Annotated in this window: 23 protein-coding genes and 1 pseudogene; 6 read left to right on the top strand and 18 right to left on the bottom strand. The window is 70.4% G+C overall.

The window, feature by feature from the left end:
• Positions 1-100 precede the first annotated feature (100 nt).
• Together EJK15_RS77195 and EJK15_RS28480 are read left to right on the top strand one after the other, a co-directional pair.
• A complete protein-coding gene (locus tag EJK15_RS77195) occupies positions 101-2,362 on the top strand; it encodes a TSUP family transporter (RefSeq protein ID WP_338089895.1) in 2,262 nt (753 codons plus the stop codon).
• 20 nt (positions 2,363-2,382) lie between these two features.
• Positions 2,383-2,760 (top strand): annotated as a pseudogene (locus EJK15_RS28480) (redoxin domain-containing protein); the annotation flags it as partial.
• A gap of 133 nt (positions 2,761-2,893) precedes the next feature.
• On the opposite strand, the gene EJK15_RS28475 reads toward EJK15_RS28480, so the two are convergent.
• Both EJK15_RS28475 and EJK15_RS77715 read right to left on the bottom strand, forming a co-directional pair.
• Positions 2,894-3,538 (bottom strand): OsmC family protein, encoded by a 645-nt coding sequence (locus EJK15_RS28475; RefSeq protein ID WP_138713548.1) that lies wholly within the window; start codon positions 3,536-3,538, stop codon positions 2,894-2,896.
• Positions 3,535-3,726, bottom strand: coding sequence for a sensor histidine kinase (locus EJK15_RS77715; RefSeq protein WP_420847096.1), 192 nt, complete (start codon positions 3,724-3,726; stop codon positions 3,535-3,537). Before EJK15_RS77715 ends, EJK15_RS28475 begins: the two co-directional genes overlap by 4 nt.
• Before the next feature lie 202 nt (positions 3,727-3,928).
• Here EJK15_RS77715 and EJK15_RS28460 point away from each other — a divergent pair, with 202 nt between their 5' ends.
• The gene (locus tag EJK15_RS28460) at positions 3,929-4,177 is read left to right on the top strand and encodes a DUF6544 family protein (RefSeq protein WP_138713547.1); all 249 of its coding nucleotides are present in this window, start codon (positions 3,929-3,931) and stop codon (positions 4,175-4,177) included.
• On the opposite strand, the gene EJK15_RS28455 is transcribed toward EJK15_RS28460, so the two are convergent.
• From EJK15_RS28455 to EJK15_RS28430, 5 genes are all read right to left on the bottom strand, one after another.
• Complete coding sequence (locus EJK15_RS28455; RefSeq protein WP_138713546.1) at positions 4,159-4,824, bottom strand: hypothetical protein; 666 nt, start codon at positions 4,822-4,824, stop codon at positions 4,159-4,161. The genes EJK15_RS28460 and EJK15_RS28455 overlap by 19 nt on opposite strands.
• On the bottom strand, positions 4,821-6,059 hold the full coding sequence (locus EJK15_RS72990) for an Acg family FMN-binding oxidoreductase (protein ID WP_206061149.1): 1,239 nt from the start codon (positions 6,057-6,059) through the stop codon (positions 4,821-4,823). Before EJK15_RS72990 ends, EJK15_RS28455 begins: the two co-directional genes overlap by 4 nt.
• 734 nt (positions 6,060-6,793) lie before the next feature.
• Positions 6,794-7,210, bottom strand: coding sequence for a VOC family protein (locus tag EJK15_RS28440; RefSeq protein ID WP_138713545.1), 417 nt, complete (start codon positions 7,208-7,210; stop codon positions 6,794-6,796).
• 10 nt (positions 7,211-7,220) lie between these two features.
• Positions 7,221-7,595 carry a helix-turn-helix transcriptional regulator gene (locus EJK15_RS28435; RefSeq protein ID WP_240777271.1) on the bottom strand — a complete coding sequence of 125 codons (375 nt, stop codon included), beginning with the start codon at positions 7,593-7,595 and terminating at the stop codon, positions 7,221-7,223.
• A gap of 194 nt (positions 7,596-7,789) precedes the next feature.
• The gene (locus tag EJK15_RS28430; RefSeq protein ID WP_138713543.1) at positions 7,790-9,112 is read right to left on the bottom strand and encodes a M28 family peptidase; all 1,323 of its coding nucleotides are present in this window, start codon (positions 9,110-9,112) and stop codon (positions 7,790-7,792) included.
• Positions 9,113-9,185: 73 nt separating this feature from the next.
• On the opposite strand from EJK15_RS28430, the gene EJK15_RS28425 reads away from it, so the two are divergent.
• On the top strand, positions 9,186-10,013 hold the full coding sequence (locus tag EJK15_RS28425; RefSeq protein ID WP_138713542.1) for a poly(ethylene terephthalate) hydrolase family protein: 828 nt from the start codon (positions 9,186-9,188) through the stop codon (positions 10,011-10,013).
• 77 nt (positions 10,014-10,090) lie between these two features.
• Here EJK15_RS28425 and EJK15_RS28420 read toward each other — a convergent pair whose 3' ends face one another.
• From EJK15_RS28420 to EJK15_RS28390, 7 genes are all read right to left on the bottom strand, one after another.
• Positions 10,091-12,169 (bottom strand): GH36-type glycosyl hydrolase domain-containing protein, encoded by a 2,079-nt coding sequence (locus tag EJK15_RS28420; RefSeq protein WP_138713541.1) that lies wholly within the window; start codon positions 12,167-12,169, stop codon positions 10,091-10,093.
• Positions 12,166-12,939 carry a carbohydrate ABC transporter permease gene (locus tag EJK15_RS28415; RefSeq protein ID WP_138713540.1) on the bottom strand — a complete coding sequence of 258 codons (774 nt, stop codon included), beginning with the start codon at positions 12,937-12,939 and terminating at the stop codon, positions 12,166-12,168. Before EJK15_RS28415 ends, EJK15_RS28420 begins: the two co-directional genes overlap by 4 nt.
• On the bottom strand, positions 12,932-13,849 hold the full coding sequence (locus EJK15_RS28410; protein ID WP_138713539.1) for a carbohydrate ABC transporter permease: 918 nt from the start codon (positions 13,847-13,849) through the stop codon (positions 12,932-12,934). Before EJK15_RS28410 ends, EJK15_RS28415 begins: the two co-directional genes overlap by 8 nt.
• On the bottom strand, positions 13,846-15,105 hold the full coding sequence (locus tag EJK15_RS28405) for an ABC transporter substrate-binding protein (RefSeq protein WP_138713538.1): 1,260 nt from the start codon (positions 15,103-15,105) through the stop codon (positions 13,846-13,848). The genes EJK15_RS28410 and EJK15_RS28405 overlap by 4 nt, the downstream gene beginning before the upstream one ends.
• Entirely contained in the window at positions 15,102-15,884 is a 783-nt protein-coding gene (locus EJK15_RS28400; RefSeq protein ID WP_138713537.1) for a GntR family transcriptional regulator, read from the bottom strand. The genes EJK15_RS28405 and EJK15_RS28400 overlap by 4 nt, the downstream gene beginning before the upstream one ends.
• A 164-nt stretch (positions 15,885-16,048) precedes the next feature.
• Positions 16,049-16,681 (bottom strand): HAD family hydrolase, encoded by a 633-nt coding sequence (locus EJK15_RS28395; RefSeq protein ID WP_138713536.1) that lies wholly within the window; start codon positions 16,679-16,681, stop codon positions 16,049-16,051.
• A 206-nt stretch (positions 16,682-16,887) separates the two neighbouring features.
• On the bottom strand, positions 16,888-19,383 hold the full coding sequence (locus EJK15_RS28390; protein WP_138713535.1) for a polysaccharide lyase family 8 super-sandwich domain-containing protein: 2,496 nt from the start codon (positions 19,381-19,383) through the stop codon (positions 16,888-16,890).
• Between the two features lie 59 nt (positions 19,384-19,442).
• On the opposite strand from EJK15_RS28390, the gene EJK15_RS28385 reads away from it, so the two are divergent.
• Positions 19,443-19,628 carry a hypothetical protein gene (locus tag EJK15_RS28385; RefSeq protein ID WP_138713534.1) on the top strand — a complete coding sequence of 62 codons (186 nt, stop codon included), beginning with the start codon at positions 19,443-19,445 and terminating at the stop codon, positions 19,626-19,628.
• A gap of 4 nt (positions 19,629-19,632) precedes the next feature.
• On the opposite strand, the gene EJK15_RS28380 is transcribed toward EJK15_RS28385, so the two are convergent.
• The 3 genes from EJK15_RS28380 to EJK15_RS28365 form a co-directional block, all read right to left on the bottom strand.
• Positions 19,633-20,724 (bottom strand): hypothetical protein, encoded by a 1,092-nt coding sequence (locus tag EJK15_RS28380; protein ID WP_138713533.1) that lies wholly within the window; start codon positions 20,722-20,724, stop codon positions 19,633-19,635.
• Positions 20,721-21,215, bottom strand: a complete 495-nt coding sequence (locus EJK15_RS28375; protein ID WP_138713532.1) for a SigE family RNA polymerase sigma factor — start codon at positions 21,213-21,215, stop codon at positions 20,721-20,723. Before EJK15_RS28375 ends, EJK15_RS28380 begins: the two co-directional genes overlap by 4 nt.
• A 402-nt stretch (positions 21,216-21,617) precedes the next feature.
• A complete protein-coding gene (locus EJK15_RS28365) occupies positions 21,618-22,895 on the bottom strand; it encodes a cytochrome P450 (protein WP_171074579.1) in 1,278 nt (425 codons plus the stop codon).
• 86 nt (positions 22,896-22,981) lie between these two features.
• On the opposite strand from EJK15_RS28365, the gene EJK15_RS28360 reads away from it, so the two are divergent.
• The gene (locus EJK15_RS28360) at positions 22,982-23,689 is read left to right on the top strand and encodes a TetR/AcrR family transcriptional regulator (protein WP_138713531.1); all 708 of its coding nucleotides are present in this window, start codon (positions 22,982-22,984) and stop codon (positions 23,687-23,689) included.
• A 101-nt stretch (positions 23,690-23,790) separates the two neighbouring features.
• Here the strand turns inward: EJK15_RS28360 and EJK15_RS70905 are convergent.
• The coding region (locus tag EJK15_RS70905) for a hypothetical protein (RefSeq protein WP_206061148.1) at positions 23,791-24,376 on the bottom strand (586 nt) is incomplete at its 5' end.

Genomic DNA, 24,376 nt, shown 5'->3' with positions numbered 1-24,376 from the left:
CCGGCATCAGCCGCTCGAACGCCTGACCCTCCGCCCCGGTCGCACCACCGGCGGCGACGCCTGTCGTCTACATACCCCCAGGGGTATGGGAAGGAATGATATGAGTGTTCTGACCCTCGCTGCGGCCTTGGTAGTCGGTCTGACTCTCGGTCTGTTCGGCGGAGGAGGGTCCATCCTCACCGTGCCGCTACTGGTCTACCTGGCCGGCGTCCCGGCCAAGGCCGCCATCGCGATGTCGCTGTTCGTCGTTGGCGCGACCAGCATGGTGAGCGCCATCGGACACGCCAGGGCCGGACGCATCCGGTGGCGTACCGGAGTCGTCTTCGGCCTCGCCGGCATGGCCGGCGCGTACGGCGGCGGGCTGCTCGGGCCGCACCTTCCCGCCACTGTGTTGCTGGCGGGGTTTGCGCTGATGATGCTCGCCACCGCTGTCGCGATGATCCGCGGCCGCAAGACCGCCGAGCCCGCTCCGAGCGGCGCCAAGGAGCTGCCGATCCTCCTCGTGATCACGGAAGGAGCCATCGTCGGCCTGGTCACCGGACTGGTGGGCGCGGGCGGCGGATTCCTGGTCGTACCCGCGCTGGTGCTGCTCGGCGGCATGCCCATGAGCGCGGCCGTGGCCACCTCACTGATCGTCATCGCGATGAAGTCGTTCGCCGGGCTCGCGGGCTACCTGCAGTCCGTCCAGGTCGACTGGTCGATCGCGCTGCCGGTCACCGCCGCCGCAATCGCCGGCGGCCTGCTCGGCGGGCATCTCGCCGGGCGGATCAGGGCCGAGCGGCTGCGCACGGCGTTCGGCTGGTTCGTGCTCGTGATGGGGGTGTTCCTGCTGGTCCAGCAGGCGCCGCCGACCCTGTTCCACACGGCGTGGGGCGTCGTCGCACTGGTCGCCGCGGGGGCGGTGACGCTGGCCACCGCCGCGTACCTACTGCTCAGCAAGAAGTCACAAAATTCGGCCAATAACAGGAGGAAGACCATGTTCTTCGCCCAGTACTACCTGGACTGTCTCTCCCAGGCTTCGTACCTGATCGGCGACCCCAAGACGGGACGCGCGGTCGTGGTGGACCCCCGGCGTGACGTCACCGAGTACATCACCGACGCCGAGGCGCACGGCCTGCGGATCGAAGGAGTGATCAACACTCACTTCCACGCCGACTTCATCGCCGGCCATCTCGAACTCGCCGCCCGCACTGGCGCCTGGATCGGGTACGGGCGCAAGGCCGAGGCCGAGTACCCGATCCGCAAGCTCGCCGACGGCGAGCGCATCGAGCTCGGCGACGTCGTCCTGGAGATCCTGGAGACCCCGGGCCACACACCGGAGTCGATCAGCGTGCTGGTGTTCGAGCACGCCGCGGACCAGGCGCCGTACGGCGTGCTGACCGGCGACGCGCTCTTCGTCGGCGACGTGGGCCGTCCCGACCTGCTCGCCTCGCTCGGGGCGACGGCCGACCAGCTCGGACGCATGCTGTACGACAGCGTCCAGCACAAGCTGATGCGGCTGCCGGACGCCACCCGCGTCTTCCCGGCACACGGCGCCGGATCGGCCTGCGGCAAGAACCTGTCCACCGAACGCCAGTCCACCATCGGCCGGCAGCGCCTGACCAACTACGCGTGCGCGCCGATGAGCGAGGACGAGTTCGTGTCCATCGTGACCGAGGGCCAGCCGCCCGCCCCCGGCTATTTCGTCTACGACGCGGTGCTCAACCGCAAGCATCACGAGCTGCTCGACGTGGACGCGCACACCGTCCCCCTGTCAGGGGAGGAGTTCCTGTCCAGGCGGTCGGCGGGCGCCGTCGTCCTCGACACGCGCGACCCGCAGGAGTACACGCTGGCCCACCTGCGGGGCTCGATCAACGTCGCCGCCGACGGCCGCTTCGCCGAGCGGACCGGCACGGTCGTCGCACCGAACAAGGAGATCGTGGTGATCGCCCCGCAGGACCGCGAGAGCGAGGTCGTCACCCGCCTGGCGCGGATCGGGTTCGACACGGTCGGCGGATACCTGCGCGAGCCCGAGGGCGCCTTCCTCGCCATGCCCGGCGAGATCGCCCACAGCAGCCGCCTGACCGCCGCCGAACTGCGCGCCGCGCTCGACGACAATCAGCCGCCGCTGCTCCTCGACGTGCGCAACGCGAGCGAGGTGGCGGGCGGCGCCATCGAGAACGCGCTGCACATCCCGCTCGCCCAGCTCGCCGGACGGCTCTCCGAGATCCCCCAGGACCACCCCGTCGTCGTCTACTGCGCCGGCGGCAACCGCTCGGTCATCGCCATGAGCCTCCTGGAGCACGAGGGACGCGAGCAGGTGTCCGACCTGATCGGCGGCTACGACGCCTGGCAGCGCACCGTCACGCCCGCGAACGCCTGACCGGCCCGGAAGGAGACGACATGACCATCGAAAGAGCAGGGCTTCCGCTCATCGGCGACAAGGTCCCGGACTTCTCCGCCGAGAGCACCCACGGCCCGGTACGGCTCGCCGACTACGCCGGCCGCTGGCTGGTCCTCTTCAGCCACCCCGCCGACTTCACCCCGGTGTGCACGACCGAGTTCGTCGCCTTCGCCGAGTTGGCCGGGGAGTTCGCCGACCGGAACGTCGCCCTGCTGGGCAACTCCATCGACTCCGTCCACAGCCATCTGGCCTGGATCCGGTCCATCCAGGACAAGCTCGGCGTGACAATCCCGTTCCCGATCGTCGCGGACCTCGACACGCGGGTGTCGCGGGCATACGGCATGCTGCACCCGAACACATCCCACACGGCGGCCGTCCGCGCCGTCTTCGTGATCGACCCCGAGGCGACCGTCCAGGCGATGCATGAAGAAACGCCGCGACATGTGGCTGCTCAAACGCTACGGCCTGCCCGCCCTGTACTGGCACGGCATGCTCAAGAGCCTCCTCTGATCAGGACAGCTCAATGCTCACCTGGGGCGGCTGGTGGAGCGTGTTGTGCAGGGTGCAGTGCGAGGCCACGGCCAGCAATCCCGCCCTGCGCTGCTCCGGCACGCCGAGGGCGGACACGCGCAGGCGGACGTCCCCGACGCGGACCGGCCGGTCGGTGGCCATGCTGAATTCGGCCGTCACCCGCAGGTCGTCGCGCGGCAGACCGTGGCGGCTCAGGTAACGTCCCGCGTAGAAGGCCACGCAGGAGGCCAGCGAGGCCACAAACAGCTCGGTCGGCGTGGCGGCGCTGTCGTCGCCGTCCACGTCAGGTGGCTGGTCGACGAGCAGCGTATGCTGCCGGACGCTGATCGCGTACGCCTCTCCCCCAGCGTGGGTCACCTCGATCCGCTCAGACGTCGCCCCTTCGCCGCGTTCGACGGCCGCGGCCTGAGCCAGCAGCTTTTCGGCAAGGCGGCGGCTCTCAGCCGGTGTGAGGCTGATCCACGCGTCGTCGCGGTCGTAGGAGCGCGGGCCGACGTCGAGCGTCACCCGGCCGGGAAGGTGCTCCGGGCCGTTGAAAGGTAGGCGGCCGACGACGATCTCGCGGCCACATGCGGCCTGCAGCTTCTGGTGCGGGGCAGGCGCGGTCGTGTCATGGACGTTCATGATGATCTCCTTAGCTGTGTCTCCGGCAAACGGATGGTGAAAATGGCACCGCCGTCCGGGCCCGATCGGGCGGAGATGGTGCCGTGGTGGGCGGTGACGAGCTCGCGGACCACGGCGAGACCAATGCCGGAGCCAGCGACATCGGCACGGGATTGGCCGCGCCAGAACCGGTCGAAGAAATGGCGCAGATCCTCGGCGGGGATGCCGGGGCCGGTGTGGCCCGCTCCAGGTAACGGCGCAGCAGGTCGCGAATGGACTTCTCGTCCTCTACCACCAGCACGGTTCCTGACATACCCCCAGGTGTATTCCTAGGTCGGCTGAGATGCGAGGGTCGAAAGTCCCTACTCGCCCGATCCACAGGTCATTCAGCTGGTATGGCCGGGCACGGCCGTGTCGAGGAGGTTCTCCGCGGCGCGGAACATCGGTTTCCGATCCGGCGATGAGCCCAGCACCGACCGGTACGCCGACCTGCCCGGCGGGCTGGTCCAGGCCGAATGGCACACTCCCGTGGAGGACTGGCGAGTCATCAACGGGCGGGCGGTGCCGGGCCGATTCAGCGCCGTCTGGCACCTGCCGCAAGGACCACTGCCCTACATCACCGGCCGGCTGACCCACCTCACCTACAACGTGGCACCCTGATCGTGACGGCGCAGCGCCGCGAGACCTGAGATCAGGGCGAGTACGGCGAGCAGCGGCGTGACGAGCGTCCACCAGGTGAAGACGGCGAATGGCACGGCGCCCAGCAACAGCATGGCCGCCGGCCGCCGGCGCGGCACGGGCGGCACCCACGGGGAGACCGCGACCAGGACGGCGCTCATGGCGGCGAGCGCCAGAAGCGCATCGGCCGTGGCCGCGACGACGACGAAGCACACCCCCAGTGCGCCGGTGAGGATGGCGAGCCAGCGCCCGCGCACCGCCCGGATGACGGCTGCCGGTGCGGCCGAGACCGTGGCGGCCGAGGCCAGGACGAGCACGCTCCCCGGGACCCACCACAGGCGTCCCACAGTGGTGAAGCAGACCAGGCCGGGCAGCAACTGCCCGGCCGCGATCGCCGCTCGCCGCCCCGGGCCGGGTCCCAGGGTGGTACGCGTGCGGAGCAGGTCCATGCTCGCGGCGACGGCAACGGCCGACAGCGCCACGGTGACCAGCCCCAGCGGCACCGGATCCTGCTTGCCGCCCGCCCAATCGCCGAGTTCGCCGCCGAGCAGGGTGGCCGCCAGCCCCGCCACGATTCCCAGCACCCCGGCGGCGGAACCGGCGAGGGCGGCGATGCGGTCGCGGGTCACCGCAGTACCTCCCGCACAGGCCGGCGGGGTGAAAGCCGGCCCTCGCGGACCGGGTATCCCAGGCGGAAGGTCGCCAGCACCTCCAGCCCGGGCGAGTGGGCCAGTGCCGCCAGACGCGACGCGTAGAGCGGCTCGCGTCCCAGACTCAGGTCCCGGTCGTTCCGCTCGGTGATCTGGTTCATGTGGTGCAGCGCGAGGCCGCCGGCAGTCGCGGCGAGGTGGACGCGTTGCAGCAGCCGGCCCCCTGCCAGCTGCTGAACCGGGTCACGCGGGTCGGAGACGAGAACGAAGCCGTACGCCGCCGCGGTGGCGGTGTGCACGGTACGTGTCTGCTCCACCCAGAAGGCGTCTCCGGATTCGCGGGACGAGGCGGGAAGCAACTTGGCGATCGCGGTGATGAAGGGAGACAGGCCCTGCCCGTCCAGAGTGAGCCCGTCCTTGCGGGCCTCGATGTCGTCGGCGCTCGCCCGGAACCAGGCGAAGCCGTCGCGGGACTGCTCGGCGTCGGAGACGACCGCCTGGGCGGCCTCGATCATCAACTGCCCGAGCGCGTCCTTGTCCTTCGTCGTGGTGACCCAGGCCAGCGAGACCTGGGGATCTGCGGACATTGCCGCCAGGCCGGTCAGCACGGCGTCGGGAACCGGTTCGCCGCTGTAGGGACCGCGGTTGGTGTGGCGGCCGGCGATCGCATCGTACATCGCCGACTCCTGACGGGCGCCCGTCGGAAGGCCGGCCCGGGCCACCAGCAGGGGCTGGGAGGCATCCGGCCGCAAGGTCACCTGGGGATCACGGCCGCGGGCGCGGGCGGCCAGCACGAGGTTCTCCAGGGCGCAGCCGAGCCCGAGGTGCATTTCGCGCGAGTACGGGTCGACGCTGCCCATCCGGCGGGACGGATCGGCGTACACCTCGATGCCGTCGTCGCCGTTGAGTCGGAACACCCACGGCTGGGTGTTGTGCGGGCTGGCCGCGAGCACCGCCGCCGCGACCATGCCGTGCGGTCCGGGGTCGTCGCGCCACAGCCGCCAGGCGTCGAATGCGCCGCCGCCATCGGCGCCGAGGACCCTATTGTCGTATGCCCGGTACGACAGGATCGCCGTGCCGGCCGCCGCCACGGTCAGCGCGCCGACTCCCGTGACTCGCAGAACGTCCCGCCGCCGCATGCCGCCCTCCGAGCGGTCGCCGCCGGCTGGGGCCGGCGGGGGTTCGCCGGCCATTCGAGTTTTCGCTGTGGACATGGTCTCAGCTCCCGGTTCGGCGATCGCGAGAGGTGCGCCACACGCACCCCGCCCCACTCTCCAGTCCGTCCGCGGGCTGGGCACAGTGCCACAAGGCCCGCCTAGCCGGGACCTAAGGCCCGCGGTGGCCAGCGCGAGGACTTACCGAGAACGGCCTCCTCGGAGCGCCGCCGTTTTCATGTCAAGGGCGGGTTGTGGCGCGGGGGCCCAGGTCCAGCGCCCCGCGTAGGCGTCGTGGATCCAATTCGTTGCGCCGCCGCTCCGATCGGCTGGAGTCCGTTTTCGTGCTGACAGCTCTGTTCCTGGTGCTGGCCAGTCTGTTCCCGGCCGTGCTCGCACGGCTGGATCGCATCCGGTTCAGGGAGTGGGAAACAGACTAGGTGCGGGCTGATGAGAGGTGGCGCCGCCCCAGGCTGCCCTAGTCATGACGCCGGTAATCGTGATGCCGCCCGCCGCGCGTGGCAGGACGCGTTCGACATCTTCAATCAGCTCGGCCACCACCACGCCGAGCAGGTCCGCGTCAAGCTCCACGGCCTCGGCCGCCCCGCACCTGTTCACCACACTGATCGCGCGCCCGGCCCACGAGGCGTTCCACCGGCTCCGCTGGTCGCAGTGGCGACACCGGCACCGAGCCCGGGCCCGCAATTGCCACTACCGGCGGCATTCGGCCGCGCAGGGATGACCGGGTGCGTCAGTTCGCCGGCAGGGTAGCGCCCGGTTCGCGGGCCCAGAGCTCACTTCCGGCGAGGCTGGTTGAAGCGCAGCATGTTGCCGGAGGGATCGCGGAAGGCGCAGTCGCGGACGCCGTACGGCTGGTCGATCGGCTCCTGCAGCACCTCGCCACCCGCTGCGCGGATGCGCTCGAAGGTGGCGTCGCAGTCGTCGGTCGTGAAGATGACAGCGCGCAGCAGGCCCTTCGCCAGCAGTTCCGCCATGGCCTGCTTGTCGGCGGGCGAGGCGTTCGGGTCCGCGAGGGGCGGCTCGAGGACGATGTCCACATCGGGCTGGGACGGCGCGCCGACGGTCACCCAGCGCATCCCCTCGAAGCCGACGTCGTTGCGCACCTCCAGGCCGAGAACGTCCCGGTAGAAGGCGAGCGCCTTGTCGTGGTCGTCGACGGCGATGAAGCACTGTGAAAGCTTGATGTCCATGCGTTTCACGCTACGGGCGGGGGCCGGGTTTCGCTTCTCCGTTCCTGACCGGTCGCGTGTAAATCTTGGCGATGCAGGCCGGGATGGCGGCGCCCTCGTCATGGCGGCGGGCCCGGTATGAGCTCGGGCTCTCGCCGACCAGCTCGGTGAACCGCGAGCTGAACGACCCCAGCGATGTGCAGCCGACCGAGAAGCAGACCTCCGTCACCGTCAGGTCACCCCGCCGCAGCAGCGCCTTGGCCCGCTCGATCCGGCGCGTCATCAGGTAGCTGTACGGCGTCTCCCCGAAGGCAGCGCGAAAGCTGCGGGAGAAATGGCCCGGCGACATGAGGGCGACGCGCGCCAGCGCCGGAACGTCGAGCGGCTTCGCGTAGTCGCGGTCCATCAGGTCACGGGCCCGGCGCAGCCGGACGAGGTCCTCCAACGTCACTCGACCACCATCGCACAGCGCCAGGCGCCGCAGAGATATCAGGGACTAAGGCAAGTGCCGCAGGTTCGGATCCTGCGCCGGAGGCACCACGTCCGACCAACACAACGTTCCCGCATCCCGCCACGCCGCGGTCGAGGTTCGATGCTCTGTTACGCCTGCTTCATGGGCAGGTTCTCACGGTTCGTCCGGTTCCACTGAGCCGTGCCGGCCACGATGCGGACGGCGGCGCGGGCCAGCGGTTCGAGGCTCGCCACGTCGATCTTGTCGATCGTGTCGGCCGAGTCGAACAGGTACATCGGCGCCGACAGGAAGTGCACCAGGGGCACACCCTCGGGGTGGAAGAACGCGCCGTCGGTGGGCGGCATCGGGGAGAACGCGTCGGGCGGCAGCACGAACGACCTGCGCAGTCCCTCCGCCTCCAGCGTCCGGGCGACCAGTTCCTCCAGCTCGGGCAGCCGGCTGGTGAACCACCAGCGGACCTCGGGGTCCTCGGTCGGCACGAGTTCGCCGTCGACGCCTTCGCAGCGCAGCGCCACGTGTTCAAGATGCACCTGGAGCACGACGTCGGCGAGCATGTCGCGGTGCCGTTCGATGAAGGCCCTGGTGCCCGCCGCGTGTGCCATGTGCCCGGAGGTGACCAGGAAGAGCAGGTTGTGCGGGCGCTCTTCCTGCGGCACCCGCGACCAGTGCCGGGCGGCGGCGAGCACGAGCGCGACGCCGGAGGCGTCCTCGACGGCCGAGGCCCACGGCCCGTCGTGGTGCGAGGCCACGATCACCCAGTGCGGCGAGTTGCCCGGCAACGTCGCGACGACGTTGTGCGCGGTCACGCGGTCGGTGACCGACTCGGCGACCAGCTCGCCGGTGCAGGGCAGCCGCCCGATGAGCCGCCGCGAGTCCGACCCCGACAGCCATAGGCCGGGGATCGGCCTCTGGACCGCGTCGTAGGGCACGTAGTAGTCGCGCGTGTCCCATGGCAAGCCGGTCAGCGCCCCGATGTATCCGGCGGCGCCCGCCTCCAGGGCGGGCTCGACGACCGCCATCATCCGCGGCCCGAACGGGATGGTCTGGACGAGCGAGTCGAAGACGCCCTCGGGGTCGTAGAAGGAGGTGGCGATCGTCTTGACGTACGACTGCGGCAGCTCGGTGAAGGTCAGCTCGTCCACCGCGATGTCGCCCGGCTCGGCTTCGGCCAGCGCGGCGATCCTGGCCCGTAATCCGGCGGCGGGGGCGGTGAACGGCAGCGGGAAGCCGGTGAACTCCTCGCCGGAGTCCAGCCGGAGCAGTGCCGTGCCGGGCTGCCAGCGGGGCATGTCGACCGGCTCGAGTTCGACCCCCAGCCCGAACTCGGCGAAGCGGTCGGCGAGCCATCGCTCGGTCCACGCGTCCGCCGGATAGCCGGGCCGCCGGATCCCGCGCGCGGTGATCGTCTCGATCCAGGCGAGCATCTCCGCCGCCGTCGGCACATCTTCCATTCCTGGATCTAACCATTGACAGCGCGTCTAGTGAAGCAAAAGATACGGTCATCCGTACAAATATGGAGGCCTTATGAAGCTTCTGGTCGCCGTGGTGCTGCTGTTAGGGGTCATGGTCTCCCCTGCCCGAGCCGCCGACACGATCGAGTCCCACTACGAGGTCGCCGGCCCGTGGGCGGTCGCCACGGCCGATGTCGGCACCGCGTACAAGCTCTACTACCCGGCCGACCTCGGCGCCGGAGGTTTCAAGCATCCGATCATCACCTGGGGCAACGGCACGAACGCCGTCCCCACGCAGTATCCGGGCGTGCTCAATCAGCTCGCGTCCTGGGGGTTCGCGGTGATCGCGTCGACGGACACGACGACGGGCACCGGCTCGGAGATGATCGCAGCCGCGACGTACCTGGTGGACCGGAACGCCGACGCCTCAAGCGTCTTCTACGGACGGCTCGACGTGACCAAGGTCGGTGCCGTCGGGCATTCCCAAGGCGCGGGCGGCTCCGTCAACACGGCCACCAAGTCGGGCGGCCTGATCAAGTCGGTGGTGCCGATCGCGCTGCCCGCCCCGATCTGGGTGAGCTCGGGTGACAAGTTCTCCGTGAACCAGCTGACCTGTCCCGTCCTGTTCCTCAGCGGCAGCGACGACGGCCTGATCTCCCCGCACTCCGCCATCCTGGCCTACTACAACGCCGTCCCCGGCGCCGGGGCCAAGGCCATCCTCAAGGGCGCCGGGCACAACACGATTCAGGGCGCGGGCGGCGGCTTCCTCGGTTACCTGACCGCCTGGTTCATGTACACGCTGCAGGGCGACTCCTACGCCCGTGGCGCCTTCGCCGGCTCCTTGCCGGAGATCGGTACCAACTCCTCCTGGCAGAACTCCGCCCAGAAGAACCTCCCCTGACGGAGCGCGAAGGCGGCGGCGGCGTTGCCGGTCAGCCCACTTCACGGTGGTGCCCCCGACGTCGTCGCCGAGCCGCGTCACCATGTGAGGGAAGCCGCACCGGAGACGGCGCCGGACGGAGTGACCACCTCGACCGGGCCAAGGGCCGAGAGTCGCCCGCTCCCGTCCGGCGCGACGGTCAGCACGCGGCTCCGGAACGAGGCGCCGCCACCGACGCGGAGGCGGCCGTCGGCATCGGGCCCGACACCCAGCAGGCGCAGGTAGGCCAGCAACGGCTGGGCATGCGCGTGCAGGTTGGCCACGGGGTAGGCCTGCATGGCGACGCCGACGTCCGCCAGGTCCCAGGTGCGGCCGGGACGGACCGACTCGGGCGGCAGGTAGGCGTCGGGACCGGACAGCGTGCCCTCCCAGACCTCGGGGTAGGCCGCCGCGTGGGAGGCCAGCGACATCCGCCGCCACCAGGCCCACCCCAGCTCGGGCGCGTGCTCGGCGGCGGCCCAGATGAGCGTCATGTTGATCGCGTACCAGATCGCGCTGTCCCCGGCTCCGCTGCCCGGCAGGACGGGCCACCGTACCCGGGCGCCCAGGGGCGAGCCGGCGGCGGCCGTGGCCTCGATCCTTTCCAGCAGGGCGCGGGCCTGATCGGGCGAGGCGGCCCCGCAGAGGATCGCCCACGGCTGGACCTCCAGCCACAGGTCGTCCTCCCCGACCACCGCCCCCGGACCGTGGGCGCGGCGGAACCAGCGCCCGTTCCACTCGCCGGCCACCAGGTCGCGCAGCGACTCGCCCAGCTTGCGCGCCTCGGCCGCCGTCGTGTGATCGCCGAGCCGCTCGGCCACCGCCGCGTACCGGGGCAGCACCCAGGCGGCCATCGCCGAGTTGAGCACCGACTCCCCGCGTTCGATCATGTCCGCCGCCGGCACGCCGCTCCTGGAAATCGCCAGATCGTTCCAGTCGGCGTTGAGTATCCGCACGTGCCCGTGTTCGCCACGGCCGACGACATCGGCGAAGAAGCGGAACTGCCGCCGTAGGTTCTCCCCGAGCGGCACCGCCGGCGCGTCATGCGCCGGGTGGTACGGCACGGCCGCGCCGAACGCCCGCACGTCCCCGGTCGCGGCCAGATACTCGGCGGCGAGCCACAGCGCCCACAGGTTCTGGTCGGACGGCCGGAACAGCTCGGTCCACGGCGACTTGTCCGGTCGCAGCGCGTACGGCAGGTCTCCGTCAGGGCTGCCCCACGCGCAGGTGTTGCGCAACACGGAGAGAGCCAGGTCGGGCTCGGTGTACACGAGGGGCAGCGCATGCTGGAGCGGATCGCGCGCGGCCCCGTTGAACCCGTGCCTGAAGGAGTAGCACGATCCCTGGTCCAGCGTGTGCCCGCCGAGCACCCCGTCGGCGCAGGCGCCGCCCGACAGCAGCGCCGCGTGCCAGGCGACCTCCCGCTCGGCCTCCGGAGCCTGTACAGCGCGCGCCCTGGGCAGGCGCGCGGCGAGCCCGGCGAGGCTGCCCTCGACGAGGCCGGCGGCGTCCGGCGAGCCCTCGTCCAGCAAGCCGTAGCGCAGCTCAACGATCTTCTCGGCACCCGGCTCCATGTCGAGAGCGACCGTGATGCGTCCCGACCGGGTTCGCTCGCCGCCGAGCTGCTCCAGTTCGAGGCCGGGGTCCGAAGCCGGCGCCGCGCCGCTGATCAGCTTGACCTCGGCCGGGCGGGATTCCCACTCCTCGATCAGCGACAGCCGGACCGGATCCTCTGTCCGGTTGCGGACCCGCAGCCGGATCAGGACCCAGGGCTGCTCCCCTTCCGGGCAGAGCACGGTGCGCTCCAGCGACAGCCGCTCGTCGGCCACCCGCACCCGCACGAACGTCGGCCCGAACAGGCGCTCCGTCGTGGAGCCCGCGGTGGACAGGTCGCCGATCCTGGTGACGCCGGCGCCGCGGGTCAGCCAGCGCAGCCCGGTGTGCTCGTCGAACAGGTCGCAAAGGCCGTAGTTGTCGGCGACCAGCGTGATCCGCCGGTTTCCGAGGTGGACGAAGTGCCGCCGGGTCGGCGGATCGAGGATCGGGTCCCACAGCGCCCGCGGGTCGCTCTCCTGATCCATCGTGTACGAGAACGCGGGCAGGCCGTGAACGAGGGTCCACTCGCCGAAGGCGTTCACCTCTTGACACCTCCGAGGGTCAGTCCGGCGACGTAGTAGCGCTGGAGGAGGAACATGAGCGCGATCGGCGGCACCGCGGTGACCAGCGCGGCAGTGGTCATCAGCCGGATGTCGTAGCCGATCTCGGTCTGCAGCTGGGAGATCCCTACCGGCAGCGGCCACAGCGACTGGTCGTTGGCGACGAGCAGCGGCCAGAGCAGGTTGTCCCACTGGGCGAGGAACTGCAGCAGGAACAGCGTGAGCAGCGCTGGGCGGAGCAGCGGAAGCGCGATCGTGGCGAAGATCCGGAACTCGCCGGCCCCATCCACGCGCGCCGCGAGCAGCAGCTCCTCGGGCAGGCTGAGCGCGAACTGCCTGACGAGGAACACGCCGAACGCGCTCATCATGCTCGGCACGATCATGCCCTGGAAGGTGTCGATCCAGCCCAGCTGGTAGACGATCACGTAGACGGGCACCATCACGACGGTCGGCGAGAGGGCCAGCGTGCCGACGACCAGCACGAACAGCGCCCTGCTTCCGGGGAAGCGCAACCGGGCCAGCGCGTAGCCCGTCGCGCCGGCGAAGACCACGTCGAGGATGCCGATGCCGAAGGAGAGGATGAGGCTGTTGCGGAAGTAGACGGGGAAGTCGCCGCCGGCGAACATCTCGGCGATGTTGGCGAACAGGCTGAACTCGGTGCCGCCGCCCTCGGGCGCCGAGGCCACGAGGACCATGACGCCGATCGGCAGCAGCATGACCGCCACGACCAGCGGGAGCACGACCCTACTCATCGCCGCCGCCGCGCAGGAATCGGAACTGCACCAGCGACAGCACGACCAGCATGGCGAGCAGCACCATCGCCATGGCCGACGCGTAGCCCATGCGCTCGAAGCCGAAGGCGGTCGACCACATGTAGTACGGCAGCACCTCGGTGGCGCCCGCCGGCCCGCCCCCGGTCAGCAGGAACGCCGGGACGAACGCCTGCATCGACCCCACCACGGCGATGACCAGGACGAACAGCAGGGTTCTGCGCAGCAGCGGGAGGGTGATCGAGAAGAAGGCGCGTACGGGTCCGGCGCCGTCCAGCGCCGCCGCCTCGAACACGCTGGGCGGCAGCCCTTGCAGTCCGGCCGTGAAGATGATCACGAAGAGCCCGAGGTGCTTCCAGGTGACCATGACGACCAGCGCCCACACCGCCATCTTGTCGTCGGTCAGCCAGGACACCGGCCCCAGCCCCGCCACGCCGAGCACCGCGTTGGCCGGGCCGCCGTCCGCGTAGATGATCCGCCATACCACCGAGGTGGCCACCAGCGGCATCACCGCCGGAATCATGATCAGGCCGCGCAGCACGCCGTTGAACCGCCCCGGCCTGGCCAGCGGTACGGCGATCGCCAGGGCCAGCACGATCGCCGGGAGCACCGAGCCCACTGTGTAGACCGCGGTGACCTGGGCCGAGTTCCAGAAGCCGGGGTCCTCCAGCATGCGCCGGTAGTTCTCCAGGCCGACCCATTCCGGCGTCCCCGCCAGGTCGTAGCGGGTGAAGCTCAGGTAACACGCCGACAGGAACGGCAGCAGCCAGAACACGCCGAAGAAGATCATCGCGGGCAGCGCCAGCATCCCGCCGACCCGCGCCTCGGCCCGCCGCTGTCCCCTGCCCGACAGCGTGGCCGGCCGCGCGAGCCGTATCTGGAGGGCTGTCACAGCGCGAGCCGCATCGCCTGGTCGAAGTCGAGCGCGGCCTGCTCGGGGGTCTTCTTCCCGTGGGCCACGGCGTCGCCCGCGTCGGTGAGCGCCTTGGCCATCTCGTTCCACACCGGCGTCCGCGGGCCGAAGTCGGCGTGCGGAGCGGAGGCCACCATGATGTCGATGGCCTTCTGGTCGGCGCCGGTGAGCTTCTCCCAGCCTCCGACCGGCGTGAGCGAGCCCGCTTCGCGCAGCTGCCTGGCGGCCACGTCGGGCCGCTGCAGGTAGTCGATGAAGTGCCAGGCCGTGTAGGGGATCTTCGTTTTGGCCGACACCGCCCAACCCCAGGTGTAGGCGGGCACCACCGGCTGCCCGGCGTCGAACCGCGGCAGCGGCGCGATGTCGAAGACCTTGCCGAACTCCAGCTTCTTGTTGAGCGTCGGGAACAGGTCCATCGCGAACAGGCCGGAGACGAGCATCGCCGCCTCACCGGTGGCGAACAGCCCGAAGCCGGACAGCGGGTTGGAGAGCTTGGCGTTGCCCAGGCCGCCGTAGAAGCGCAGCGCCTGCACGCCCGCGTCGGTGGCCAGCGTGGCCTTGCCTCCGTCGGGGCTGAGTATGGTGCCGCCCTTCCCCTTGACCAGGGCGAGGAGCTGCATGACGGTCCACTGCGGGTTGCCGAGGATCCACTGCAGGCCGACCTTCCTGCCGTCGGCCGAGGTCAGCTTCTTGCTGTATTCGGCGACCTCTTCCCAGGTGGTCGGCGGCTTGTCGGGGTCGAGGCCGGCCTCGGCGAAGCGGTCGCGGCGGTAATAGAGGTAGCAGAGGGTGTAGTCGGTCGGCACGCCGTACGCCTTGCCCTCGTAGGAGAGGGAGTTGAGCGCCGTCTGGTCGTAGGCGCCCGCTACGGCCTTCTCGCTGGGCGCCAGCCGGCCCTTGCGGGCGTGGCCGGGAATGGTCCAGCCGCCGATCCTGAACAGGTCGGGGGCGGCGCCGCCGGCGAACGCCGTGAGCAGCTTGGTGTCGAGCTGGTTGACGGGGACGTAGAGCGGGGTGATGTCGACGCCGCCGAACTCTTGCATGTACTGGTGGAGCAGCGGCGTGAAGACCGCGTCGTAGGCACGGGTCTGGTGCAGCCAGACCGACAGCTTGCCGCGCGGGACACCGTCGGCGGGCACCTCGGGCTCCTCGGGCTCCGGCTTGCCGCCACACGCGGCGAGCACGGGAGCGAGCGCGGCGGCGGCGAGTAACCGGCGTCTGGACAGGCGGTTCATCGCGCCTCCTGGCTCATCAGGGCATTCTTGGCGTCGTTGAGCTCGACGGAGAAGACGGCGAGATCGCCTCTGGCGTGGCGGATCGTGTACTCCAGCGGCAGCCCGCCCTCGGTGACCGTGGATCGTGCGGTGGCCAGGAGGGCCGCGGCCATGGGCACGTGCAGCAGCCCAGCCAGGCGGTAGTCGGCGTTGACCGCGCCGATCGTCTCCCTGCCCGAGGCCGGGCTCACCCCGTACTTGAGCCGCAGCAGGCCGTAGAGAGACCCGGTCAGATCCTCCTGGAGGATGCCGGGCACCCGCTCGGAGGGGAGATGAGCGCTCTCGATCATGCAGGGCTCGCCGTCGAGCAGCCGGATGCGTTCCAGAAAGACGATCTCGGCGCCGGGCTCCAGGCCGAGCGCGAGGGCGACGTCGGCGCTGCACGCCTGCGTGCGCGCCTCGAGCACCTGCGTGGCCGGCCTGCGCCCCAGCCTGACCATCGTCTCGGTGAAGCCGGTCGGCCGGGAGCCCAGCTCGGAGGCGACTCCCAGCGGCGCCGTGTAGGTGCCGCTGCCCTGCCGGGCCACCAGCAGGCCCTCCTGGACCAGGTCGCCGATCGCCCGTCGCGCGGTCGCCCTGCTCACCCCGGCGAACACCATCAGGTCCTTCTCCGCCGGGATGGGAGTGTTGGGCTCACACTCGCCGATCACTGCCCGCAGGCGCTCGCGCAGCTGGTAGTAGAGCGGCACGGCGGCGCCGGATTCCAGGGACAGCCGTCGCGCCCAGTCGATTTCGCTCATCCGGTGGCCTCTGGCTCAAAGTTGTACGGACGACCGTATCTTTTCCGGAGAGCGACACTCCTGTCAATGGCGATCCTGTTCGCGGCCCCTCGCGTGGGGCAGGCACCTTGGTGAGGGTGCCGGGGTCGGTTCAGGGCAGGCCGACCCGGGCTGATGCGATCTCGTCACAAGGTCGCAGCTCGGCCGAGGGCCGGCCGTACGTCGATGACCCGCATGCCCGCGGCGAGCGCCGCGGCGGCCCCCTCGTCGGTGTCCTCATAGGCCACGCAGCGCGCCGGGTCGACCTCCAGCCGCTCGGCGGCCAGCACATAGACATCCGGAGAGGGCTTGCCGTACCGCACATCTTCGCGGGTGACGACCGCGTCGAACAGCGGGCGCAGGCCGGTGGCCCGCAGACCCTCCTCCACCCCGCGCCGCGAGCCGCCCGACGCCACCGCCAGCGGCACCCGCCCGTGGTGCGCCCGGGCCACAGCGACCACGGGCTCGTGCGGCTCCACCGCGCCGACGAGCCGGCTGTAGGCGTCGAGCGCGGCGGCACGCACGGCGGCGTGGTCGAACTCCCGTCCGGCCTTCACCGTCAGCTCGGTCATGAGGGCGTCGGCGGGTAGACCGGTGCGGGCGCGGTACCACCCCGCGTCGAGCTCGATGTCCCACTCCGCCAGCGCGGTCCGCCAAGCGCTCTCGTTCGCGGCGGCCGTGTCGAGGAGCGTGCCGTCACAGTCGAAGATCAGGGCGGCGTACGGCGGGTCGGGGTGGAGCGGGGAATCGAGCACGGGCACCTGCCAGTTGGGGGACACAAGGCCGCCAGTTTAGAGCTGGCCACCGCTTGCACCGGGAGGGGTCAAACCTGCCCGAAACACAGCGAGAACGATCTCCCCGGCCGCTCCCCCGGGACCCACCGGACCATGAAAATTCCACACCCGGCAGGTGCCTCCTTGACGGCGTTCAGACGCCGCCGAACAATCTCAGACGCTCTCCGAGCGGGTAGCTCGCCGAGGGCCGTTCAGCGCAGGGTGGCGGTGAAGGTTCGGCCGTGGGCGTGGCGAGTCGCCGCCTGGACCAGGGTGCCGCCCGGTACGCGCCGTACCGTCACCCCCTCGTCGGCGGAGTCGAGGCGGAGGGGCGCGCCGTGCAGGACGACGGAGACGCGGTCGCGTTTCATCGTGGGGTCGGACAGAGCGACGACCGTGCGCTCGCCGGACCGGACGATGACCGAGGCGGGGCCGTCGACGAGCAGGTGCCCGGCGAGGCGCGGGCCATCGGCGAAGACGTTGGCGGCGACGATCCCGAGAGTCTTGTGCTTGATCGCTTGCACGTGCCGGTTGTTGGCCAGGACGGTCAGCGAGCCGTCCGCGTAGCCGCGCAGGCGGGTCTCGGTCGCGTTCGGGACCAGGGCGTAGGCGAGGGCGGGGACGTCGCCGGTGGCGGGGTGGGTGACCGAGGCGGTGAAGACGTTCTTGGTCACGCTGGTGTCGGGATTGGCCGTGCGCACGACTCTGCGGCTGCGGGTCACCGTCTCCAACCCGGCCGAGACGGGCTGCCTGGTGAAGAAGGCATAACCGACCGCGGTACGGCGGGTGCCGTTCGCGTAGCGCAGCCAGCGCGGCGGCGTGGTGTCCCCCGCCTGCCAGGCCCCGCCGTTCCAGCCCTCGCCCGTGAGCGCGATCGCGTCGCCGGGAGCGGCGATGCGGCTGTCCACGGTGGTCACCGCATCGCGGCCGCCCTGACCGGAGACGCCCGCGGCCAGCACCACGATCTCGTCGCCCAGCATGAACCAGGACTTGATCGCGCGGGCGTTCCGGTGGGCGACGAAGTCGTCGGGCAGGATGCCCGCCTGTTTGGCGGTGTAGGCGGCGTCGTCGGACTGGACCATGCCGGCCGCGCCGTACGCGCCGAGCGTCGCGCCGCCGGAGAAGGCGTTCCCGGCGCGCGGGAAGTACACGTAGGTGTTCTGGGACTCCGAGGAGGAGGTGAAGTTCAGCGGATGACCCGGGTTCTCGTACCAGAACCGGCCGTACAGCTCGGGCACCGTCCGGCGCTCCTCCACCGGCGCGGTGACCCCGGCCAGCCGGTACGGCGAGACGGCCGTGTAGTAGTCGACGCCGAAGACCTCGCGCTGGTCCTCGCCCGCGAGGTAGAGGTAGTAGGCGCCGTCGCCCTGGAACCAGGGCATGAGGTTCTCGCCGTTCATGTACTCGTACTTGCTGATGCGGTCCGAACTTCGCGCCAGGGCGAAGGCGTAGCCGGGGCGCCGGTGGACGGTCCTGTCCATGGCGTTGAACGCCACGCAGCGCTCGGGCGGGTTCAGGTCGGCGGCCGGGATGGCGGAGTCGGCGCGGATGGCCGCGTAGCGGGCGATGCTGACCGGGGAGACGAAGGCGGCCGTGTCGGCGGCCGGCAGGAACCTGACGTACTTCTTCAGGGCGAGGGCGCCGGCGCCGGCCACGTGGTCGGCCAGGTCGGCGATGGCCTCCACGATCACCCCGACGTCGGCGTAGCCGGTGGTGGTGCGCGAGACCGCCCGTCCCTTGACGATCTCCATCATCCACCCCTCGAAGATCAGCGGGGCGAAGCCGTCGGCGATCCAGCGGTAGACCACGTCCGCCAGGTCGGAGGCGCCGCCGCTCGTCGCGCCCTCGAGCATCTTGAGCGTCTGCACGACGCGGGTCAGCAGGGCCCGGCCGTAGGAGCCGGTGTAGGCGACCGAGTGGTGCTGGATGAAGGAGCCGTCGTGATAGTAGCCGTCGGTGACCCCGTGCCGGAGGTCGTAGGGGTCGATCGTGGCGAAGACGGTGGCCTGGTCGGAGATGGCCTTGCCGACGCGGGCGTCGTCGCCGGTGAGCGCGCCCTGCAGGATCCGGTTGGCGGTGATGTCGGCCAGGTTCGCCCCGGTGTGGAACCGCGAGTCGAGGTCGACGTCGCCGTTCTTGCCGTTGCGCAGGTAGGCGTCCATCGAGGCGATGTAGGTCGCCGTCAGGTCGGGCCGCTCCTCCCGCAACCGTTCGGCCAGCAGGGCCAGCGTCCTGCTCACGTGGGTGGAGATGCCGATCTCCCAGTTGTGCCAGTTGCCGTAGTAGCCCGTCGGCTGGTCGCCGTAGTAGCGCTCGTGCAGCCACAGCAGACCGTCGGCCACCCGCCGCTGGACGGCGGTGTCATCGTCGAGCTCGCCACCCGGCGTGCGGGTCGCTAGCGCGATCTCGTACAGGTACTGGTAGGCCAGGCGCAGGTTGGCGTCGTCGGTGCCGAGCCTGAGGCCGGAGAACAGCTCGCCGTCGCCCGCCTGGTCCATGGCGGCCAGCCGCTGCCTGGCGGTCCTGACAATCGCCGCGAGCTTGCCGGCGACCTCGGGCCGGGCGTTGACGTCCGGGGTCCCCGCGAAGATCGCCACGGTGTTGGCGAGCAGCCGCGCGTGATCGATCCCCGCCGCGGCGCGCGAGGGGGAGGCTACGGCGAGCAGACCGGCGGCGGGGAGCAGGGAGAGAACCTGGCGACGAGACATGTGCGGCACGGCGGACTCCAGGCCGTTGGAGAATATGCGGGCTCACACATGATCTACTTTTGTCAGCCCAGGATCCACAGGGCACCGTTGATCATCCCGCCGCGATCTCCGCGCAAAATCGTTGGACAACGCATGCACCCACGACCATCGTTGGCGCCATGCACCAGGAGGAGATCTGGGACATCGATGCCGCCCAGCACTATGACACGCCGGGCAGCGGCATGTTCGCGCCCGAGGTCTCTTGAGATTTCAGTGCACCAGCCCTGGCACCACGTTCCGCCCATCCTCACGCAGTGCGAATAGCTCCCGGCTCTTGCCGGTCCGCACATCCACCGCATAAACCACCGACACCGGCCCACGAGGTACGTCCGGCACGGCCAGCACCGTCACCTCCGTGGCATTCAGCCAGTTCCCGAGCTGCGAAGGAGCAAGCCCTTCTGAAATCCCAGAGATCGGAATACGGGTCTCCCGGCCGCCCCCTATCGCGTCAAAGATGACGATTGAGCCGTCCAGTCGCACCATCGGCTGCCGATCCCGATCGACGGTCTGCCCCAGCCGAGCGAGCGTCCGCCCGTCAGGTGCGAGAGCACTGTAGTAGTACGTGAAGTCCTGGATGGTGATCGGGTCGTGGCCGAGCACCCACACCTGGCTGGTCATGTCGTACGGCTTGGCCAGCACGACAGGCCCGGACCCGTCCGAAACGCTCACCGGCCACCACCCCCGCTTGAGGTCGGTCACCGTCCCACGCTCCACGTCCACCAGCTTGTTCGGCTCCCGCCGACCGCCCCACCCCGACACGACGAAGCGCAGCCCGTTGGGCGACAGCCGCAGGGCGTACTCGACCGCGAAGTCCTCCGCGGGCTGCTTCAGCGGCGCCTTCCATGTCTTACCGCTCGCCAGGTCGCGCACCACGATCCCGCGCTGCTTGGAGCTGTAGTACGCGATCCTGCGGCCGTCCGCCGTGACCTCCAGCGGCCCCTTCGCCTCCTTACCCAGCTCGTAGGTGTCGCCGTCGCGCGTCGCGATCCGCCAGGCACGCTCAGCGCACGCCTCGGCGGCGCTCCGGCACCCCGGCCGGTACGCCTGCTCCACCGGCCCGACGCCCTTCGCGGGCAGCGGGAGCACCTTCGTCTCCGGCGGCGCCAGCACGACCGGGGGCGCGGGGCGTACCTGCTGGAGCAGCACGGCCCCACCGCCCGCGATCAGGCAGGTTACGGCGGCGGCCACTACGGTGAGCCGGGTCGCGCGCCTTCTGCGCGCACCCCGCACCGCCTGTGCCGCCAGATCGACGGCGGGCGCCTGCTCGGCCAGCGCATGCAGGTCATCACGCAGTGTGTTCACCCGTACACCTCCTTAGGGGTGAACGCGCGTAGTTTGGACAGCGCGTAGTTGGTCTGGCTCTTGACGGTGCCGATCGAGACGCCCATGAGCTGCGCGGTCTCGTGCTCAGAGCGGTCCTCGTAGAAGCGCAGCACGATCATCGCCCGCTGCTTCGGCGTGAGCTGTGCCAGCGCGTGGCGCAGGGCGAGACGGCGCACGGTCGCCTCGTCGTGCGACTGCCCAGGCTCAGCGAGCTCCGGCAGCTCGGCCCCGGGCAACTCGACCTGCTTGCGCCTGCGCCACGAGATGGTCTGGTTCACCAGGGCTTTGCGGGTGTACGCCTCGGGGTTGCCGCCCCTGGCGAGCTTGGGCCAGTGGGAGGCGACACGGGTAAGGACCGTCTGTAACAGGTCCTCGGCGAGATGGGCGTTCCCAGTGAGCAGGTACGCCGTCCGCATCAGCGATTGCTGACGGGCGCGCACGAACTCGTGGAACCCCTCGTAACGGTCCATGTATCGAAATAACTCCGCCGAAGGGCTCCGGGTTGGAATGCCCCAGCGTAATGGAACCTACGTTGGCCGCCTTCTGTACCCCTTAGAACGGCCGGTTCATGTCGCCGCCGTACGCGTCCGCAGCCTTGAGAACGACGCCCAGCGGGTTCGGTCTGCTGCTTTGGGCTGAGCTTGGGTGCCGCCCGCCGCTCAACTGCGCAGCTGCGTGTTGAGCCGTGCGGCCTGTCGCGTGAGGTGGTTGCGTTCGGGGAGGCTGGGCGCCGATCGGGCGGCTTCGGTGTAGAGCCGTGCTGCGGTCACGGGGTCACCGTCACGCTCGTACAGGTACGCCGCGACGGCGGCGTGGCGGGGCTTGGGCCAGTCGGCTCCTGCTGTCGCTCGTGGCCGCCTTCCCCGGCCGTCTCAGGACCAGGTGACCGGCAGCGAACGCACGCCGAAGATGAGCATCTCGTTGCGTACCGGCACCTGCTCGGCCGGCACCGCCAGGCGCAGGTCCGGCAGACGGGAGATCAGTTCGCCCAGCCCGATCCGCATCTCGATCCGGGCCAGCTGCTGGCCCAGGCACTGGTGAACCCCATGCCCGAAGGCCAGGTGCGGAGCACGCGAGCGGTGCAGGTCGAGCGCGTCGGGATCGGGCCAATGGCGCGGGTCCCGGTTGACCTCGGGCGTGGCGATCACGACGGTCGCGCCGGCCGGGATGTCCACACCGCCCAGCGTCACCGGCTCCGTGGTGACCCGGCTGACCCCGAGCTGGATGATCGACAGGAACCGCAGCAGCTCCTCCACCGTGTTGTCGATCAGGCCAGGATCGGCACGCAGCGCCGCGAGCTGGCCGGGATGCTCCAGCAGCGCGAACGTACCCAGACCCAGCATGTTCGCCGTGGTCTCATGGCCCGCGTTGAGCAGGACGAGTGCGACATCGACCAGCTGCGCGTCCGTCAGGGGCGGGTCGGCGTCGTGGATGAGCCCGGACAGCAGGTCATCGGCGGGGTTCGAGCGCTTGCCGGCCACCAGCCGCCGCATGAACGCATACAGCCCGGCGCGCGCCATGGCCTGCTCCTGCGGGGTCGAGTTCGCGTTCAGCCCGACCGCCGTACGCTCCTGGAACTCCGCACGGTCGGCGTAGTCCACGCCCAGCAACTCGCAGATGACCAGCGACGGCAGCGGCAACGCGAACGCCGGCACCAGATCGGCCTGCGTGCCCGCCGCCTTCATCGCCTCGATGTGCTCGACCGCGATCTCCGTCACCCGCGACTCCAGCTCCCGCATGCGCCGCACCGTGAACTGACCCGTCAGCAACCGCCGCAACCGGGTGTGCTCCGGCGGGTCCATGAAGACGAAGATCCCGTCCTCCCGCTCCGCCACCTTCGCCTTCGGCGGCTCCGCCGCCTCCATCTCGGCCACCTCGTGCGGCTGCAGCGACGTCGCGTCCCGATGGCGCACCTTGTCGGCGCTGAAACGCGCGTCCGACAACACCGTACGGGCCTCCTCGAACCCCGTCACCAGCCACGCCCGCGCGCCATTGAGCAGATCCAGCGGCCGGACCGCGCCCTCCCCCCGCAGCCCCGGCGGCGGATCGAACGGGTTACGCCCCCGCTCCACCATGTCCACCGGCAGGATCCGCCGCATCGCCGTGGTGCTCACGCTCGGAGACTCCTCGGTCAAGCTGTTGTCGGCCATCAGCACATCCTGTTCTCGAAGGGGCCTTAGAGTACGCGACTGTATCTAATAGCGGACACCGTAAGTCACCGCGATAAGATACGCAAGTGGATCGTAAGCACGAGCGGATCGCGGGTGAGCGCGGGGCGATCAGGGCGCAGGCGGCGGAACGTCGTGCCGACGGCGGCACGACCCGCGACAGCGGCGCATCCCGTCGACGTGGCCCCAAACTCGAGGATGCGATCCTCGACGCCGCATGGGACGTGCTGGTCGAGCACGGATATCACGGCTTCACCTACGAAGCGGTCGCCGCCCGCGCCGGCACGAGTCGTCCTGTGATCTACCGGCGCTGGCCTCAGCGCGACGACCTGCTGCTGGCCACTCTCACCAAGTTCTGGCGGCTGATCGCGGTGCCCGACACCGGCAGCCTCCGCGATGACGCGATCGGCTTCCTGCGCAACGCCGACGCTGACCGCGCAGGCATGATCACGTTGATGAGCGTGCAGCTGGCGGACTACTTCCGCGACACCGGTACCAGCCTCAGCGAGCTACGCGACACCCTCATCACGCCGGGCCAGGCGACCGCCTTCGAGATGATCGTCGCCCGCGCGGTCGAGCGCGGCGAGCTGCCCGACGTGCCGCGTTCGTCCCGCCTGGTGAACCTGCCGTTGGACCTGTTGCGCCACGACATGTTCATGACGATGCGCGCGGTGCCGGACGAGTCGATCGTCGAGATCGTGGACGAGGTGTGGCTGCCTCTGTTGGGCGTGCGTGGGGCTCCGTCCGCGTCATCGGCTCCGGCCCCACCGGCCTGACCCTCGCCTGCGACCTGGCCCGCCGGGTGTCGCCGTCCTGGAACAACCCACCCTGGGCCCGGCCCGCGCCGGCTGCCCTGGGCATCGAGGCGGTTTGGACTTCAGGATCGCATCATCCACAGACCGGCCCAGGTGACGGCCACCCCGAAGGGGACGCCCAGGGGAGGCTGCCCCATCAGGACCGCGACGGCACCGCAGGCGACGACGGCGATGGCGACGGCTTTGGGCAGGGTGCCGGCGCGCAGGCAGCTGGCGCCGAAGAGCACCCATCCGACCGCGAAGAGCACGTAAGCCGATTGTCCGCCGGCGAGTAGTGTGCCCGATGATCCATGTCCGAAGATCTGCGGCGCCGTCTGGGCGATCCATGGGCTGGCGAATCCCTCGAACCAGTAGTCGCCTGCCAGATGGACCGTGCCCAGCAGGACGGCGATCAGCGCGGCCACGCCGAACCAGCCCGCCCGCGTCGCCTGCCGTTGGTAGATCGCCACGGCGGCGACGACGAGCAGGGCCATCGCGATGAACTGGGCGATGGCGTTGCCGACGTAGAGCGGGTCGGTGAGGGTGGCCGTCCAGTTGCCGCGGTCCAGGGCGGCGAACTGGATGAGCTGGGTGAGGACCAGCGCGATGCCCGCGATCAGCGCGAGCGGACCGGCCACCCGGGCCAGCGGCGGCGCCTGGCTCTTATAC

The sequence above is a fragment of the Nonomuraea basaltis genome, assembly GCF_005893125.1.
In the GTDB taxonomy this organism is placed as follows: Bacteria; Actinomycetota; Actinomycetes; order Streptosporangiales; family Streptosporangiaceae; genus Nonomuraea; species Nonomuraea basaltis.
The sequence above is the reverse complement of the archived record's forward strand: the minus strand, read 5'-3'. Positions and strand labels throughout refer to the sequence as shown.